This is a genomic window from Agrobacterium vitis (assembly GCF_014926405.1).
GTDB classification, from domain to species: domain Bacteria; phylum Pseudomonadota; class Alphaproteobacteria; order Rhizobiales; family Rhizobiaceae; genus Allorhizobium; species Allorhizobium vitis_H.
Genome location: NZ_JACXXJ020000005.1, coordinates 388,731 through 407,006, shown reverse-complemented (window position 1 = coordinate 407,006; position 18,276 = coordinate 388,731). Strand labels below are relative to the sequence as shown.

Genomic DNA, 18,276 nt, shown 5'->3' with positions numbered 1-18,276 from the left:
AGGGTCATACTGAGCCCGACAGCCTCTAGAACAAGGCCAAGGGCGCAAAACCCTGTGCGGCAATCGGATTGGTTGGAAACCGCCAGAAATTGCCGATCACCGACGCATAGACACTACGAAAATCGGTGGTGAAAACCGGATTGCCTTCCGCATCGAGCTTTTCCAGATCACTGCGGCTGCCATAAAGCCCAGGCTTGATCCCGCCCCCCATCATGATAACGGGACTGCAAGAACCATGGTCGGTGCCGCCAGAGGCATTTTCAGCCGGTCGGCGGCCAAATTCCGAATGGGCAATGACAAGCGTATCGTTCCAGACGCCAATCTCCTTCAGCCCGCGACGCAGGCCTATGAGGGTGTTTTGAACTTTCGTCAGAAGGCGCTCGTGCTCGCCCCGCAGATTGGAATGCTGATCGAAGCCGCCGATGCTGATCTTGAACAGTGGTGACTTGACATCCTGCTCAAACATCCAGAGCAAAAGAGCTGTCTGAGCATCAATCGGGTCCATGTAATAATCCCGTGTAAACCGCGCCTCGAAACGGTTATTGCCCTTCAACTTGGCGGCAACCCGCCCGATAACCTCCTGCTGGTCGTCCATAAGGCGGGTCAGATAGGCGAGCGCAGCATGATCATCCGTCTTGTCGGTGCCAGCCATCGCGCTCGGAGCTCCGCTGTGCAATGCATGCTTATCGTGAACTGTCAGGATGCGCATGCCCTCGCCCTCAAGCAGGTCCTGATTGCCTGAAAATACCACACCATCCGCATCGAAGGGTCCTGCATCCTTCCGGTTCGCCTGCAAGACCTGGCTAACCCAACCGCCACTGGAAATGCCTTTCCTGGACCCGCCCGCCCAAATTTCCGCAGATTGGAAATGCGAGAGATTGTTATCGGGATAGCCGACATCCTGGATGATGGCGATTTCGCCATTGTGATAAAGATCCGCCATCTGCCGCCAAGCCGCATTGAATCCCAACTCCGAGTTGAGTGACAGGATTTCATCGCCTTTCAGGCCGATGGTTGGGCGCAAATGCCGGTAGACCGGGTCTTTGAAAGGCACCAGTGTGTTCAGGGCATCATTGCCACCGAAAAGTTCGAGTAAAATCAACCGGCGGGCAGAACCGGCAGCGCCCGGTCCGGCCGCCGCCAAAGCCTGCCTTGCCCACAGCGGCATAGAGCCTAGCGCAAGACACCGACCCATCCATGTCGCAAATTCACGGCGCGATAACCCATGCCTGTTAAACATAGCCATTCATTCCCCCGAAATATAATGGTGAAAAAATTACTTAAGGTTGTATTGCGGATCTGTCGTCATCGACCGGATAAGATCGATCAATGCCGAACTTCGTTCAGCATCGCCGGTCTTGCCGACAGGCTGCATTGTCATGGCAATTGGTTGAACCACAGGCTGGGCAACGGAGGGAACGAGCGCTGGCTTTTCCGCCCGGGCAGACAAGACAGGCCGCGCCAGAAGCCATTGCCCAGCAAGGTTCTCACGGCTGATGGACCCCCCGCCAACACGCGCCATCATCACCTCGAATGCCTGTTCGAGAGGCGCCCGGGCATCGAATACATCTTTTGATTGTAGGCGTGCCGTCGTATATTCAATGTGACTGTTATGGTCGGCCCGCAGATCATCTATCGTCGCCTGCTGCGTATCGAAAGGCGCTATATCGAACACCAGACCGACATTACAGTAGAACATGCCGCGAGGGGCACCCGCACAGGGCGCATCCGACGGGCTCCAGCGGCTAAGCTGCGGCGGATAGCGGCGTCCCGCAACCTCGACCCAATTGACGAACAGGCGGCTGTCAGGATCGTTGGAAACATGGGTTATCTCGACACTGCGGATCTCCGCGGGCAGGTTTTCCGCCGGGATGATTGCGGTTTCCCACATCGGTTTCAAACCGCCATTATCGCCCTGGGTCCGCTGCTTTTGCAGATCCAGTCCAATGGTTTGCCTGACGGTGGCAACCTCAGCCCCATTGACCCGCACGGTAAACACGGTCGGCACCATGATAAATTCCGAGCTGAAACGGATGGCGAGATCACCTGGTTTGGGGGTGCGATCAGCAACCCGCATCGCATCCCAAAGCCTGGAGACCACAAGCCGCCGAAGCACCAAGGTCTTCATGTTCAGCCAAGACGTCCCCTCGCGCCAACCGGCAACGGACGGTGCCATGAACGGTGTCTGCCCAAGCTTATCGAGATAGGTTACCAAAATCATCGCGTCCGGCGGGGTCAGACCGAAGCTGCGGCAGAACCCGACAACGAGATCAATCGGCGATTTGACCAGATCGCCTCTGTTGGCCGGGCTCCAGAACTCCGGGCTGAGCAACAGGGCGCGCAAGAAGGGCCGCAGCTCATAATCGTGATCGCGCAAGACACCCGCCAGCCGGTTGGTGGCCTCAGGGTTCGGACGTATCGAAACGAAGGCGGCATAGAATTTTCCGGCAATAAACTCGGCTGTTTGCGGTTGCGCTAAGAGAATATCCGTAAGGCGATCAATCTGATCCTGACTGCCCGCCGCAATAGGCTGGCCCAGAACGATCTTTTCCCCGGTATCCGCCTGATCGACAGCGAAGCGATAGCGCCAGCCACCTTCAAAATCCACGCCATGCCCCGCCAGGACCCGCGACACTTCACGCACATCGCGCTGGTCATAGTGTCCGATGCCAAGCGTGAACAATTCCATCAGCTCGCGCGCCAGATTTTCATTGGGACGGCTGCTGGTGTTCCAGACATTGTCCAGGCTGGTCAGCATCATCGGATCGCGTAGGACATCCCGCAGCAGGACCCGAAAATTTCCGCCGCCTTCCCGACGAAACAGCGCGATCTGATCGAAGAGCGGCGCACTGACCCGGCCCGGATCGAAGCGCGACACGAAGTGACCATGCCAGAACAACGCCAGTCTTTCGGCAACAGGCGTATCGGTCGCGATCATATGGCTGATCCACACCGCCTGCATCTGATCGCGCTCCGCCACATGTTGCAAGATCATGTCGCGGTTTTCCCAGCCACTCGCCCAGTAATCCGGCCTTGGGCGGGAAACAAACGGCGGCGGCTCCGGTAACTCCGGATGGGCGAGACTGTCAAGAAAACGGTCGACAGCCTCTTCCCGCGTCAGTTTCACTAAAGTGGTCACTTCAGCCGGACTGGCACCGAAGGTAAGGCGCTGCAATAGATGACGCGCCTCGTCAACGTCCATGGCGCGCGCTGATAAAGATAAAAGGACAAGCAAAACCATCGGCAAAACAAGCCGATTGAATAAACAATTCGCGAAAATCATGCTTATCGCCCCCCAGCGAAAACAACATAACCAGGAATTTTGATATATTATTAGCAAGAGTCAATTTATTTATTAAAAAATAATAAATATAATCGATTATATTTTATATATTATTCAATATTGATAATTATATTTATATTTTATGTAAGTAAATCAATATTTTCAAAAAGCCACAAAAAAATAAAGTAAATTAAAATACATATAACGATATATATTAATATAAATATGTATTTTTCAATTCTCCTTTTCACGATGGCGGCTATTTCTCCCACATGTTTGCCTGTCCAGCATTCCTTACCAATGACATTTGGTAGATGACGCGAATGAATATCAAGCTCCTGATAAATTTGAAATATTCAAAATTCCTTCAATATCACGAGGGTTTACGACATTAGGCCTGCCGCTGGACAGGAATTCGAACATGACTTCGGCAGTGCAGCAACGAATTGCGATTGACATTTCGAGGCAGGATGTGAGTATTTGCCCATGAGTAAAGCGAATGCTCATTAGATCGCGAGTGAGATCAAGGTCTATCGGTTGATTTACCAGTGGCCCGTCGGCAGACCCTCAAGGGGCCTCCGGGTTCCACCTGGTCTTCTGGGAGGAAGAAATGACATTGAAAACACTATTGCTGGGCGCCTGCTCAGTCTTCGCCATGGCTGGCGTGACCTCTGCCGAAACGCTGACGGTTGCCACCGTCAACAACGGCGACATGATCCGCATGCAAAAGCTGACGGATGATTTTACCAAGAAGAATCCCGGCATTGATGTGAAGTGGGTGACGCTGGAAGAAAACGTGCTGCGCCAGAAAGTGACCACCGATGTGGCCACCAAGGGCGGCCAGTATGACGTGATGACTATCGGCATTTACGAAGCGCCGATCTGGGGCAAGCAGGGCTGGCTGGCACCGCTGGACAAGCTGAGTGCCGACAAGGATTACGACGCAGCCGACCTTCTGCCGCCGGTGCGCTCTGGCCTGACCGTCGATGGCAAGCTTTATGCGGCACCGTTTTATGCCGAAAGCTCGATGGTGATGTATCGCAAGGATCTGTTTGAAAAAGCGGGCCTGAAAATGCCGGAAGCCCCCACCTGGGACTTCATCAAGGAAGCCGCCGACAAGATTACCGATAAATCCAAGGAAGTGTACGGCATCTGCCTGCGCGGCAAGGCTGGCTGGGGTGAAAACATCGCTTTCCTCTCCGCCATGTCCAACTCCTTTGGCGCACGCTGGTTTGATGAACAGTGGAAGCCACAGTTTGATCAGCCGGAGTGGAAAAAGACCCTTCAGTTCTATGTGGACCTGATGAAGAAGAACGGCCCTCCCGGTGCGTCTTCCAATGGCTTCAATGAAAACCTCGCCCTGTTCCAGACTGGCAAATGCGGCATGTGGATTGATGCCACCGTGGCTGCCTCCTTCGTGACCAACCCGAAGGAATCCAAGGTTGCTGATCAGGTCGGCTTTGCTTTGGCTCCCGATAATGGTCTTGGCAAGCGCGGCAACTGGCTGTGGTCGTGGAACCTCGCCATTCCGGCTGGCTCCAAGAAGGTCGAAGCCGCTGAAAAGTTCATCGCCTGGGCAACCAGTAAGGACTATCTGAAGCTGGTGGCCGAAAAGGACGGCTGGGCCAATGTTCCTCCGGGCACGCGCACTTCGCTCTATGCCAATGCCGATTACCAGAAGGCTGCACCGTTTGCGAAGATGACGCTGGATAGCATCAACTCGGCAGACCCCAAGCAACCCACCGTCAAGCCTGTGCCTTATGAGGGCGTGCAATATGTGGCTATCCCGGAATTCCAGGGCATCGGCACTGCCGTTGGCCAGCAATTCTCGGCAGCACTGGCCGGTCAGGCCACGGTGGATCAGGCGTTGAAAACGGCGCAAACACTCACCGAGCGTGAAATGAAGAAGGCGGGTTATCCGAAGAAGTAAGGGTTGAGGTTGGGGTTTACCCCCCTCTGCCCTGCCGGGCATCTCCCCCTCAAGGGGGGAGATCGACTCGGAGTTTACGTCTCGCTCCTGATTTTCTCGTCAACAGGTCGATAATACGAGCGGTGCTGGAGAAACTGGCAGATGCGTCTATCCGATCTCCCCCCTTGAGGGGGAGATGTCCGGCAGGACAGAGGGGGGTAGGCCACACACTCCAACACGAACATTTCAATTTCCAACACCCCCAAGAGGCGCGGCAGACATGGCGACGACCCATACCCATTCCTCGGCCCGATGGATGATGGCCCCTTCGGTTATCCTGCTGTTTGCATGGATGATTGTGCCGCTGGCCATGACCATCTATTTCTCAACTCTGAACTATAATCTGCTGATGCCCGGCGTGCATGACTTCGTCGGCCTACTGAATTATCAATATTTCCTCACCGATCCGGCGTTTTTCGCAGCCCTCACCAACACTCTGATATTGGTGGGTGGCGTGCTGGCCATTTCCATCATTGGTGGCATTGCGCTGGCGCTGCTGCTGGATCAGCCAATGTTTGGCCAAGGCATTGTCCGCATTCTGGTGATTTCGCCGTTTTTCATCATGCCAACCGTGGCCGCCTTGGTGTGGAAAAACATGCTGATGAACCCGGTGAACGGCCTGTTTGCCTTCGCGTTTCGCATGCTTGGGCTGGAGCCGCTGGATTGGCTGGCCACCATTCCGCTGCTCTCCATCATCATCATTGTGGCATGGCAATGGCTGCCCTTTGCCACCCTGATCCTGCTCACCGCCCTGCAATCGCTGGACGAGGAGCAGAAGGAAGCCGCCGAAATGGATGGCGCAGGGCCGATCTCGAAATTCATCTATATCACCCTGCCGCATATGGCCCGCGCCATCACCGTGGTGGTGCTGATTGAGACCATCTTCCTGCTCTCGGTATTTGCCGAAATTCTCGTCACCACCAATGGCGGACCCGGCACCGACAGCACCAACCTGACCTATCTGATCTACAATCAGGCCCTGCTGCAATTTGACATTGGCGGCGCGTCCGCAGGCGGTATTGTGGCTGTAGTGCTTGCCAATATCGTTGCCCTTTTCCTGATCCGCCTCATCGGCAAGAACCTGGAGAGCTGATCAATGGCACGCGCAATTTCCACCAAGCGTAAGCTGACCTTTACACTCATAGCATGGGCAATCGGGCTGTTGCTGTTCTTCCCGATCCTGTGGACCTTCCTCACCAGTTTCAAAAGCGAGGGCGATGCGATCGCCTCGCCGCCGGTGTTTCTGTTCTTCCACTGGACCACGGAAAACTATGTCGAGGTGCAGGGCCGCTCTGACTATTTTGCCCACTTCATGAACTCAGTGATCATCTCCTTTGGCTCCACGCTTCTGGGCCTAGTCATTGCCATCCCGTCGGCTTGGGCCATGGCGTTTTCGCCCACCAAGCGCACCAAGGATGTGCTGATGTGGATGCTCTCCACCAAGATGATGCCGCCCGTGGGCGCACTGATCCCGATCTATCTGCTGTTTCGCGATGGTGGATTGCTCGATAGCCGCATCGGTCTGGTCGGCGTGCTGACCATGATCAACCTGCCGATCATCATCTGGATGCTCTACACCTATTTCAAGGAAATTCCCGGCGAAATTCTCGAAGCCGCCCGCATGGATGGCGCATCCCTGATCAAGGAAATCATCTATGTGCTGACGCCGATGGCGGTTCCGGGCATTGCCTCGACCATGCTGCTCAACATCATTCTGTCGTGGAACGAGGCGTTTTGGACCCTCAACCTCACCACATCAGTGGCAGCACCGCTGACCACTTTCATCGCCTCCTATTCCAGCCCCGAAGGCCTGTTTTACGCCAAGCTCTCGGCTGCCTCCACCATGGCGATTGCTCCAATCGTTGTGCTCGGATGGTTCAGCCAGAAACAGCTGGTGCGCGGACTGACTTTTGGCGCGGTCAAGTAAAAGGAATTTTTCCATGGGCAGTATTCAGCTTAAAAACGTCTCGAAAGCCTTTGCCGAGCACAAGGTCATTCCCGGCATTGATCTGGAGATCAACAATGGCGAATTTGTTGTGTTTGTTGGTCCCTCCGGCTGCGGCAAATCCACCCTGCTGCGGCTGATTGCCGGACTGGAGGACACATCCGGCGGCAAGATTTTTATTGACGGCACAGATGCCACAGACCGCAAACCCTCTGAGCGCGGCCTTGCCATGGTGTTCCAGTCCTATGCGCTTTACCCGCATATGAGCGTACGCTCCAACATTGGCTTTCCGCTGAAAATGGCGGGCATTGATAAGGGCGAGATTGACAAGAAGGTCACGGATGCCGCCCGCATCCTCAACCTTACGGATTATCTCGACCGCAAACCGCGCCAGCTTTCTGGCGGTCAGCGCCAGCGTGTGGCGATTGGCCGGGCGATTGTGCGCTCACCCTCGTGCTTTTTGTTTGATGAGCCGCTGTCCAACCTTGATGCGGCGCTGCGCGTCAACATGCGGCTGGAAATTACCGAGCTGCACCAAAAGTTGGGGGCAACGTCAATCTACGTCACCCACGATCAGGTCGAAGCCATGACCATGGCGGATAAGATTGTGGTGCTGAACAAAGGCAATATCGAGCAGGTTGGCTCACCGATGGAGTTGTATCACAAGCCCGCCAATCTGTTTGTTGCAGGCTTTATCGGCTCGCCGAAGATGAACCTGATTTCCGGCGCGACAGCCCAAAAATATGGTGCTGCCACCATTGGCATTCGCCCGGAACATGTGACGCTCTCCACAAGTGACGGCGCGTGGAAAGGCAAGGTGACCATTGCCGAACATCTTGGCTCCGACACCCATTTGCATGTGGATGTCGAAGGCCTTGGCACCATGACCGCCCGCACAGATGGCGACTTCACCGCCCGCCACGGCGATACGGTGTTTCTCACCCCGGATGACAGCCGCATTCATCGTTTCAATGCGCAAGGTCTAAACGAGAAGGAAATGTCAGCATGAGCGGACGGTTAGACGGAAAATCTGCCCTGATTACCGGTTCCGCCCGTGGCATTGGCCGGGCCTTTGCAGAGGCCTATGTGCGTGAAGGTGCCACGGTTGCCATTGCCGACATCAATATGGAACGGGCGACCGAAACGGCGAAAGCCATTGGCGAAAAAGCCTATGCAGTGCATCTTGACGTTACCAATCAGGCTTCGATTGATGCCGCCATCAAGGCCGTGGAAGACAAGACGGGTGGCCTCGACATTCTCATCAACAACGCCGCCTTGTTTGATCTTGCGCCCATCGTGGACATCACCCGCGAGAGCTATGATCGGCTGTTTTCCATCAACGTGGCTGGCTCACTCTTCATGCTGCAAGCGGCGGCAAAATCGATGATTGCCCGTGGCAAGGGTGGCAAGATCATCAATATGGCCAGCCAAGCTGGGCGACGCGGTGAAGCACTGGTGGCGGTCTATTGCGCCACCAAGGCGGCAATTATTTCGCTCACCCAATCCGCCGGGCTGGACCTGATCAAGCATAGCATCAATGTCAATGCGATCGCCCCCGGCGTGGTCGATGGCGAGCATTGGGATGGTGTGGATGCGCTGTTTGCCAAGTTTGAAAACCGCGCCCCCGGCGAGAAGAAAAAGCTGGTGGGTGAGGCTGTTCCGTTTGGGCGCATGGGGACTGCAAACGATCTCACCGGCATGGCGGTTTTTCTGGCCTCCGCTGAAGCCGATTACGTGGTGGCCCAGACGTATAACGTCGATGGCGGCAATTGGATGAGCTGAGATGGTCGGTTTGCTGAGGCGTTTTGGGGCATGGGCTTCGCCCCCCTCATCCGGCTGCCGCCACCTTCTCCCCGCTGGGGAGAAGAGGCAGGTGGCACACCTCAATGCCCGGAATGGATAGGTCTGGAACAAGCGGTTGATGACGGTTGCTTTTTCGAGATGCCATATCGACAAAGTCTCTTCTCCCCTGCGGGGAGAAGGTCCCGGCAGGGGGATGAGGGGGGCGAAGCCACAAGCCACACACTCCATCGCCTAGCCCCCACCCATTTCCCAAAATTCATTCAGGACCTAACCCAATGACCATAAAACTCTCCCTTTCCACCCTGAAAGACGCAGCCTCAAAGGCCGCCATCCCCACCTACACCCGCGAAAGCCTCACATCAGGCATTGTCCATTTCGGCGTGGGCAATTTCCACCGCGCCCATCAGGCGGTTTACCTGCATGAGCTGTTCAACCTCGGCAAAGACCTCGATTTTGCGATTGTCGGCGCGGGCGTGCTTCCCTCCGACGCCACCATGAAAGACAAGCTGGCAGGCCAGGATTACCTGACCACCGTGGTGGAACAGGACGTGGCCAAGAGTGCCGCCACCGTCACCGGCCCGATGGTGGATATGATCGCGGCACCGGATTTTGACGGCATCATAGCCAAGCTTGCCGATCCCGCCATTCGCATTGTCTCCATGACCATCACCGAAGGCGGCTATTTCATCGATCCCGCCACCGGGCATTTTGACCCCAAACACCCGGCCATTATGGCCGATGCACAAAACCCCGATCAGCCCAAAACCGTGTTTGGCCTGATCATCGCAGGCCTCAAGGCCCGCCGCGCCGCCAATATCCCACCCTTCACCGTGATGTGTTGCGACAACATCCCCGGCAATGGCGAGGTCACGGAAGCCACCGTGATTGGCCTTGCCAAACTCTCCGATCCCGATTTTGCCGAGTGGATTCACCACCACGTTGCCTTCCCCAATTCCATGGTGGACCGTATCACCCCCGCCACCGGCCCACGCGAAATCGACATCACCCGCGACACCTACGGCATTGATGATGCATGGCCAGTGTTTTGCGAGGAATTCAAGCAATGGGTGCTGGAGGACAAATTCCCGCTCGGTCGCCCTGCCTTTGAAGAGGTTGGCGTCACCTTTGTCGAGGATGTCGCACCCTATGAGCTGATGAAACTGCGCATTCTCAATGGCGGCCATGCGGCCATTGCCTATCCCGCCGCGCTGATGGACATTCACTTCGTGCATGAAGCCATGGAAAACCCGCTGATCCGGGCGTTCCTTGCCAAGCTGACCCATGATGAAATCATCCCCGTGGTGCCGCCCGTGCCCAACACCAGCTTGCAGGACTATGCCACGCTGATCGAGAGCCGCTTCTCCAACCCCAAAATCGGCGACACCATTCCGCGCTTGGCGCAGGATGGATCCAACCGTCAGCCAAAATTCATTCTGCCATCGACAGCGGATCGTCTCGCCAAGGGTTTGGATGTTACCGGACTGGCCTTGGTGTCCGCCCTTTGGTGCCATTATTTCGAGGGCATATCCGATAGCGGCAAGCCGATTGTGTTCAACGATGCCAACGCTGATCGTCTGCAAAAAACCGCCATTGCGTCACGACAAGATCCGCTGCTATTCCTGACGCTGGACGATATTTTCGGCACCGTGGGGCAAAATGAGCTGTTCAAGACGCGCTTTGCAAAGGCACTCTCAAGCCTTCGCACCCATGGCACAGCACAGACCCTGCAAAGCTACATCGATGGGCATCTTGCAGCGGCATAAAGGATAAGATGATGCATGACCCGGCCACCAAGCTGGTGATTTTCGACTGCGACGGCGTGCTTGTCGATAGCGAGCCGATCTCGGTCGAGGTCATGGTGGCCGAATTTGAAAAAGCCGGTGTGGCGATTGACGAGGATTACGTCTATCGCAATTTCCTTGGCCGCAGCATGGCAACGGTAGTGGAGGTGGCCCACGAGGAGTTTTCGTTCGCCATTGGCGACACCTTTCTCACCAGCCTGCGCACCCATCTGTATCGACGCTTTCGGCAGGATTTGAAGCCGATTTCCGGTCTGCATACCGCGCTCGACGATTTGGGCAAGGCGGGCGTTGGCTGGTGCGTGGCCTCCTCAAGTCAGCCGGATCGCATCGCCCTATCTCTCAGCGTCACCGGCCTGATCGAGCGTTTCGAACCGCATATTTTCAGCGCCACCATGGTCAAGAACGGCAAGCCCGCTCCGGATCTGTTCCTCTATGCCGCCGAGAAAATGGGGATCGATCCACACCATTGCGTGGTGGTGGAAGATAGCCCCGCAGGCCTCACCGCCGCCCGCGCCGCTGGTATGCGCGCCTTAGCCTTCACCGGCGGCGGCCATGCGACAGGCGAAAGCTACCACGGCAGCATTGACGCCCTGAAGCCAGACGCCAAATTTGACGTCATGGCCAATCTGGTTCAGTTTGTTTTATGACAGTTTGTTCCAAAATTGCTGTTGGCGTGGCGAAAATGGTGATTTCGAGAACCGGAGCGGAGCGTACTCAAGTACGTGAGCACTGGAAGCGCAGAAATTGCCTTTTGCAGCCCGTCAGCGGCCATTTTGGGACGGACTGAAAGCATTAGGGCGGAAACAAATTCATCATGCGAGATCATCTGATTGCGGTGGATGTCGGCACCGGCAGTGCGCGTGCCGGTGTCGTGACGCGCACCGGTCGCTTGCTGGCCCGGCGCGAACACCCGATCCTGCTTTCACGCCCAAGCGATGAGCGTGGCGAACACAATTCCCAGGATATCTGGGAGGCCTGCTGCATCGCGGTCAAGGCAGCCCTTGCCGAGGCCGGTATCGGTCCTGCAGCCATTGCCGGTATCGGTTTCGACGCCACTTGCTCGCTGGTACTGCTTGACAGCAGCGGCCAGCCACTCTGCCTGAATGGGCAAGATGGTTTCGACACCATTGCCTGGCTGGATCACCGCGCCACGGCTGAAGCCGAAGAATGCAGCCGCATCGACCATCCTGTGCTGCACCACAATGGCGGGGTGATATCGCCGGAAGCGGAAATCCCCAAGCTGATGTGGCTGAAGCGTCATCGCCCGGATCTCTGGCAAAGGCTCGGCTCCGCCTTCGATCTCGCTGATTTCCTCACCTGGAAGGCGACGGGCAGCCCGGCGCGTTCGCTCTGCACCCTGACATCGAAATGGACGTTTTTCGGCCACAGCAAACCCGGCTGGCAGCAGGATTTTCTGGATCACGTCGGGCTGGATGATCTGTTGGCCCGCGCAGGCTTGCCCCAAGAGGCGGTTGCTGTCGGCAAAAGTGTCGGTGCGCTCAGCACGAAAGCCGCAGACGCGCTGGGGCTTATGGCCGGAATTCCCGTTGCCGCCGGCATGGTCGATGCCTATGCAGGCGCGCTTGGCGTGCTGGGATCGACGGATCTCTCCGACCCTGACCTCAACCATGTCGCGATGATCGGCGGCACGTCCAGCTGCCTGATTGCGCTCAGGCCCCAGCCCTTTTACGGTTTCAGCCTCTGGGGGCCTTATTTCGGGGCGATTTTCCCCGATCTCTGGCTGGTGGAGGCCGGACAATCGGCAACCGGCGCGCTTCTCAACCATATTGTGCGCAGCCATGCGGAGGGCGGCGAGCCGAGCATCGACAATCATCGCCGCATTATTGACCGGATCGCTGCATTGCGCGCCGAGGAAGGCGCGTCTTTCGGACAGAAAATCAACGTCCTGCCGGATTTTCACGGCAACCGTTCGCCCTTCGCCGACCCAAACCTGACCGGAACCATCTCCGGCCTGACGCTGGATGCTTCGTTTGACGGCCTCTGCCGCCTCTATTGGCGCGCCTGCGTCGGCATTGTGCTTGGCCTGCGCCAGATCGTCGAGACGCTCGGCAAGGACGGTATAGGCCCGCTGCGCCTGCATCTGACCGGCGGTCATGTCAAAAACCCGCTTCTGGTCGAGCTTTACGCCGCGGCAACCGGCTGCGAACTGGTGGTGGCCGACGGCACCGATGCCGTGTTGATTGGCACCGCCATCAATGCCGCCAGCGCCGCCGGGCTTTATCCCGGCCTTGCTGAGGCAGGCGCGGCGATGGCTGAACCAGGGCGGCTTGTAGTGCCGAACCCGGATATGAAAGAGATTTACGACCGTGACTATGCGCGTTTTCTCGCCATGCAGCGGCACCGGGCCGAGCTGGATGCTATCTGAGCGGCAGAAGCCCCACCATAACGGACATGAAAACACCGGTCTTGATTGCACGGCCAATTGTTTCTATATCGGGCGGGAATTGGCTGATAGAATGATAAGCCAAGCTGCATCGTGCAAGCTGCATTGTGAATGATCCGCTTCTTCCTGCCCATGGCGGTGCTCAAGGCCCGCCCGCAGCAGCCGAGAACGGTCTTCTCGCAGACATTTGAGAAATGACGCGCCCCGTGAATACGCTGGATTTTGACAAGAGACCGGAAGATACCCGCGTTGTCGTCGCCATGTCAGGCGGCGTCGATAGTTCTGTCGTGGCCGGAATGTTGAAACGCGAAGGCTATGATGTGCTGGGCATTACCCTCCAGCTTTACGATCATGGTGCCGCCGTGCATCGGGCCGGGTCGTGTTGCGCCGGTCAGGATATCGATGATGCGCGCCGGGTCTGCGAGACGCTGGGCATTCCCCACTATGTGCTGGATTACGAACAGCGCTTCCGCGACACGGTGATCAATCCGTTCATGGACAGCTATATCGCCGGTGAAACGCCGATCCCCTGCGTGGCCTGCAACCAGACGGTCAAATTCGCCGATCTTCTGGCCACCGCCCGCGAGCTTGGGGCCGACGCGCTGGCCACCGGCCACTATATCCGTTCACGCGCCACGCCCCTGCCGAACGATCCGGGCCACCGCGCCCTGTTTCGCCCGATTGATAGCGAACGCGACCAGAGCTATTTCCTGTTCGCCACCACCCAGGAACAGATCGATTATCTGCGCTTTCCGCTGGGCGGCCTGTCCAAGGCCGAGACCCGCAAACTGGCCGAGGACATGGGCCTCGTCGTCGCACAAAAGGCCGACAGCCAGGATATCTGTTTCGTGCCACAGGGCAAATATGCCGATATCATCAACAAGCTGAAGCCGAACGCGGCATTGAGCGGCGATATCGTCCATCTCGATGGCCGGGTTCTGGGCCAGCATGAAGGCATCCTGCACTACACGATCGGCCAACGCAAAGGCCTCGGCGTCGCCACCGGCGAGCCGCTTTACGTCGTTTATCTGGACGCCCGGTCGCGCCGGGTCATCGTCGGGCCGCGTGAAGCGCTGGAAACCCGCCGCGTCTATCTGCGCGACATCAACTGGCTGGGCGACCGCGCCATCGAGGATGAGGCAAGCGGCGGTTTTGCCTGTTTTGCCAAGGTGCGCTCCACCCGTCCCCCTGCTCCGGCCCATCTGCATGCCGATGAAACCGGCATTTATGTTGACCTCGACATGGGGGAAGCTGGCGTTGCGCCGGGCCAGGCCTGCGTGCTCTATTCGGGCGAAGGTGCTGACGCCCGCGTCTATGGCGGCGGCTTTATCGAACGCTCGGAACGCCAGGCCGAAGCCGAGACCTTCCTGAAGGCGCTTCTGGCGGGCGCACAAGCTGCCTAACCGCTTGTTGTCCCAAGGTAAAAGCCGCTTATTGCAAGAGGACCGCGACCAGCGGTCCTTTTTTGCATTTTGCCTGCTTGACTTTGCAACGACGCTCGCCTTATAAGCCGCCCATCGCTTCGGACAGCTTTCTCGACAAGCAAAAGTCCTTGAGGTGCGGCGGGATAGCTCAGGTGGTTAGAGCGTGGGATTCATAACCCCAAGGTCGGCGGTTCAAGTCCGCCTCCCGCTACCATTCTTCAAAAAACCAGACCTTTAAATATCAGTCATGACTGGTTTTATTTTGCTGACCTTTTTCCATCCCGGCATCTACTTCACTGAGAGTCTGTCAGGTTCAGATTGAGCCAGACAGACTCTAGGTTTTCCCTGAAAACCTCTAAAAGCCATATCTTTTAAAGGCATTTTTAAACAAATAAAACCTTCGTGGATTTGTCAATTTTAAAGTTGACTCCGTTTGTATAGTTCATATTGTCCGCCTGTGACGGAGACGGGATATCTCCTCACGCCGACAGCATGAAGGAAGGCGGAGCATGACGAAAATGACGAAGGGGGCCGGTGGACGCGCGCAGGCTGCGAACCGGACGATGTCCAGACATGGACAATTGCTGCTCGGCAGTATTGCCGGCCTGGCGCTGATTGCTGCCGCCTCGCAAGCGTGGTCGCAAGAGAAAGATACGGAACTCTCGACCATTACCGTTCAGGGCAAATCCTCGGCCACCGGCCCGGATGCCAATATCGTCGCCAAGGAGACGACTGTCGGCAGCAAGACCGATACACCGATCATCGACATTCCCCTGGCTGTCTCCGTTGTCACCATGAAGGAAATGGAAACACGCGGCGTCAGCGACATGCAGGCCGCCGTCGCCTATACGTCCGGTGTGGTTGTCGATGAATTCGGCTCCGACGATCGCTACGACTATTACCGTATTCGCGGCTTCGACACGACCACGCTCGGCATCTACCGCGATGGCCTGAGTGCGCGCATTCCCGCCTGGTTTACCGCAGCCCGCACCGAACCCTATGGCCTGGAACGCGTGGAAGTGCTGAAAGGCTCGACCTCCACCCTGTTCGGCCTCAACGGTCCGGGCGGGATGATCAATGCCGTCACCAAACATCCGACCGACACGTTCCATGCCGAGGTCTATACCACCTTCGGCGACAACCATATCGAAACCGGCACGGATTTTGGTGGGCCGCTCGACAAGGAAGGTGTCTTTACCTACCGCGTCACCGCCAAATGGCAGAATGCCGACCTGGGCTCGGATTATTCCAACGATGACCGCATCTACGTCGCACCGGCCCTGACCATCAGCCCCGACGAGAGCACGTCACTGACCTTCCTGACCGACTACAACAAGCGCGACACCACCCCGGCCCTGGGCTTCCCTGCCGGTCTCGACGTCGATACGACCCGGTTCTACGGCGAGCCGGACTTCAATAAGTTCGATACGATCCAGAAGGATGTCGGCTACGAGTTCCGCCACGAGATCACCGAGGGCCTGACCTTCCGGCAGAATGCCCGCTACTCGCATGTGGACCTGGATTATGAGACAGTCTATGGCGCCAGCACGGATTCGAGCGTCAATCGGGAAGCCTATGCCGTGGACGGCGTGGCGGATCGTTTCGCCATCGACAATCAGCTGGAATATGACACCAGCACGGATCGCCTCGACAGCAAGACTTTGCTAGGCGTCGACTATGCCTATGACAGCACCCATGAAGTCATTGGCTATGGCTCGGCCCCGGGCATCGACATCAACAATCCGGTGTATTGCGGTCGCTCTTGCGTGTCTCTCGATCCCTATCTCGATTGGAAGGTCAAGCAGAAGGCTCTTGGCGTCTACGCCCAGGAACAGCTGACGCTGGATGACCGCTGGATCCTGACGCTGGGCGGGCGTTATGATTATGTCAATACCAAAGCCGACTACCTCTATACCGGCACGAGCGACAACAACACGTCGGAAGCCTTCACCAAGCGGATCGGCTTGAGCTACAAGATCACGCCGGAACTGGCGGCTTATGCCAATTATTCCACGTCCTTCCAGCCGCTGGTGACCCCGACCGCCAATGGCTATTCCGTTGAAGGCTCCCTGAAGCCGCAGGAAGGCGAACAGTATGAAATCGGCTTGAAATACAAGCCCGACAGTTTCGACGCCCTGTTCACGGTCGCCCTGTTCGACATAACCCAAACCAATGTTCCCTCCAACGTCACCCCCATACTACAGCGCCAGATCGGCAAGGTCGGGGTGCGCGGCGTGGAAGTGGAGGGTAAGGTGGCGCTCAACGACCGCTGGAACATGACGCTTGCCTATTCCTATTGGGATGCCGAGATCAAGGAAGACGGTACCGGCGGCGATGCTGGCAACCGCCCCGAGCGCGTTCCGAGGAACACCGCCTCGGCCTGGGTGGATTATACCATTCCAGGCGATGGCTGGCGCGGCGACCTGACGCTGGGCGGCGGTGTCCGCTATGTCGGCTCCAGCTACGGCGATTCGGCCAATACCGTGAAGGTCGATGCTTATACCGTGGTCGATGCCATGGCGAGCTACAAGGTGACAGACAACGTCACCTTCGCGATCAATGCCAAAAACCTGTTCGACAAGAAATACGTCACCACCACCTATTACGGCAGCTCCTACTACGGCGACCGCCGTACGGTGCTGGGGACGCTGAAATATACCTGGTAACGGCAAGCCTTTATCAAAACGCAGATCAACTAAACCGGCGGCTTCGAAAGAAGTCGCCGGTTTTTTTGCGCCTGCCGCAAGGCTGGTTAGCCATCGGACCGAAAATCAAGGTTCGATTTGAAATTACAGCGCCGTGCGCCATATATGGCGCACGGCGCTGTAATTGGCTTCGCCCCCCTCATCCCCCTGCCGGGGACTTCTCCCCGCTGGGGAGAAGAGGTCAACACGACAGCACTGAGCCTCATCCTAAGGCTGTTGGCAAAGGGTTTTATCGGCTTTTGCCGCGCATATAATACCAAGGCCCGAAGATGCTGACGCATCCTCACCTGATAACATTTTCGAATATCTCAAATGCATCAAAGGCTTGAGATATTCGAAAAAGGCATGCCATCGGTCATTTTAAATGACTCTTGGTATAAGGCACAAGAGGATGCCGCAGGTCTCTTCTCCCCATCGGGGAGAAGGTCCCGGCAGGGGGATGAGGGGGTACGCGGCATATCAAACCGTTTGAGTCGTGTACTGTGAATGCGGATTTTCACCTCGATACTCTATTGCTGGTTCTGCGGCAAACCGTCAGCGATATCGTAATAGTCACCCTTGTCGGCAACGAAGATATGCATTTTGAGCCGCGTCTGGGTGGGACCATCGAAAGCGCCCATGGCAACGGCGATCCAGTCTCTTGCTGGCGGATCGAAGAACAGCGACGTTCCGCAGACTGAGCAGAAGCCGCGCCTGACTTTTTCCGAGGACTGATACCAGCTGATAGTCTCGCTGCCATCGATCTCTATTTTGTCTTTTGGCACATCGGTCGAGGCAAAATAATGGCCAGAATGCTTGCGGCATTTAGAACAATGGCAAGCATCCGGCGGCGGTAAATCACCGTTCACTTGAAAGCGAACAGCGCCGCAAAGACATGATCCCTTATGCATGGGCTTTTTCCGTTCCCCGTCATCATCACAACGAGCAAATCATGCCTGGAA

General features: G+C 56.8%; 13 protein-coding genes and 1 tRNA gene. 11 read left to right on the top strand and 3 right to left on the bottom strand.

Annotation, left to right across the window (positions count from 1 at the left end):
* Positions 1-25 precede the first annotated feature (25 nt).
* Positions 26-1,246, bottom strand: coding sequence for a DUF1501 domain-containing protein (locus tag IEI95_RS12920; protein ID WP_156537049.1), 1,221 nt, complete (start codon positions 1,244-1,246; stop codon positions 26-28).
* A 30-nt stretch (positions 1,247-1,276) separates the two neighbouring features.
* Positions 1,277-3,202: a DUF1800 domain-containing protein gene (locus tag IEI95_RS12915; protein WP_234894689.1), complete on the bottom strand. Its 1,926-nt coding sequence runs from the start codon at positions 3,200-3,202 to the stop codon at positions 1,277-1,279.
* A gap of 691 nt (positions 3,203-3,893) precedes the next feature.
* On the opposite strand from IEI95_RS12915, the gene IEI95_RS12910 reads away from it, so the two are divergent.
* The 11 genes from IEI95_RS12910 (at position 3,894) to IEI95_RS12860 (ending at position 17,296) form a co-directional block, all read left to right on the top strand.
* Positions 3,894-5,213 carry an ABC transporter substrate-binding protein gene (locus IEI95_RS12910; protein ID WP_156537051.1) on the top strand — a complete coding sequence of 440 codons (1,320 nt, stop codon included), beginning with the start codon at positions 3,894-3,896 and terminating at the stop codon, positions 5,211-5,213.
* Between the two features lie 259 nt (positions 5,214-5,472).
* The gene (locus IEI95_RS12905) at positions 5,473-6,345 is read left to right on the top strand and encodes a carbohydrate ABC transporter permease (protein ID WP_156537052.1); all 873 of its coding nucleotides are present in this window, start codon (positions 5,473-5,475) and stop codon (positions 6,343-6,345) included.
* Positions 6,346-6,348: 3 nt separating this feature from the next.
* A complete protein-coding gene (locus IEI95_RS12900; RefSeq protein ID WP_156634124.1) occupies positions 6,349-7,179 on the top strand; it encodes a carbohydrate ABC transporter permease in 831 nt (276 codons plus the stop codon).
* A gap of 13 nt (positions 7,180-7,192) precedes the next feature.
* Positions 7,193-8,206 (top strand): ABC transporter ATP-binding protein, encoded by a 1,014-nt coding sequence (locus tag IEI95_RS12895; RefSeq protein WP_194416536.1) that lies wholly within the window; start codon positions 7,193-7,195, stop codon positions 8,204-8,206.
* Entirely contained in the window at positions 8,203-8,979 is a 777-nt protein-coding gene (locus IEI95_RS12890; RefSeq protein ID WP_194416535.1) for an L-iditol 2-dehydrogenase, read from the top strand. Before IEI95_RS12895 ends, IEI95_RS12890 begins: the two co-directional genes overlap by 4 nt.
* Before the next feature lie 296 nt (positions 8,980-9,275).
* A complete protein-coding gene (locus IEI95_RS12885) occupies positions 9,276-10,763 on the top strand; it encodes a mannitol dehydrogenase family protein (protein WP_194416534.1) in 1,488 nt (495 codons plus the stop codon).
* An 11-nt stretch (positions 10,764-10,774) separates the two neighbouring features.
* Positions 10,775-11,449 (top strand): HAD family hydrolase, encoded by a 675-nt coding sequence (locus IEI95_RS12880; protein ID WP_156546977.1) that lies wholly within the window; start codon positions 10,775-10,777, stop codon positions 11,447-11,449.
* 167 nt (positions 11,450-11,616) lie between these two features.
* Positions 11,617-13,188, top strand: coding sequence for an FGGY-family carbohydrate kinase (locus IEI95_RS12875; RefSeq protein WP_194416533.1), 1,572 nt, complete (start codon positions 11,617-11,619; stop codon positions 13,186-13,188).
* Between the two features lie 224 nt (positions 13,189-13,412).
* Positions 13,413-14,609 carry a tRNA 2-thiouridine(34) synthase MnmA gene (gene mnmA / locus IEI95_RS12870; protein ID WP_174083332.1) on the top strand — a complete coding sequence of 399 codons (1,197 nt, stop codon included), beginning with the start codon at positions 13,413-13,415 and terminating at the stop codon, positions 14,607-14,609.
* A gap of 158 nt (positions 14,610-14,767) precedes the next feature.
* Positions 14,768-14,844: transfer RNA gene (locus tag IEI95_RS12865), tRNA-Met, on the top strand.
* Between the two features lie 304 nt (positions 14,845-15,148).
* Positions 15,149-17,296, top strand: coding sequence for a TonB-dependent siderophore receptor (locus IEI95_RS12860; protein ID WP_420360054.1), 2,148 nt, complete (start codon positions 15,149-15,151; stop codon positions 17,294-17,296).
* Positions 17,297-17,844: 548 nt separating this feature from the next.
* Here IEI95_RS12860 and IEI95_RS12855 read toward each other — a convergent pair.
* The gene (locus IEI95_RS12855; protein ID WP_156537054.1) at positions 17,845-18,225 is read right to left on the bottom strand and encodes a GFA family protein; all 381 of its coding nucleotides are present in this window, start codon (positions 18,223-18,225) and stop codon (positions 17,845-17,847) included.
* Positions 18,226-18,276 lie beyond the last annotated feature (51 nt).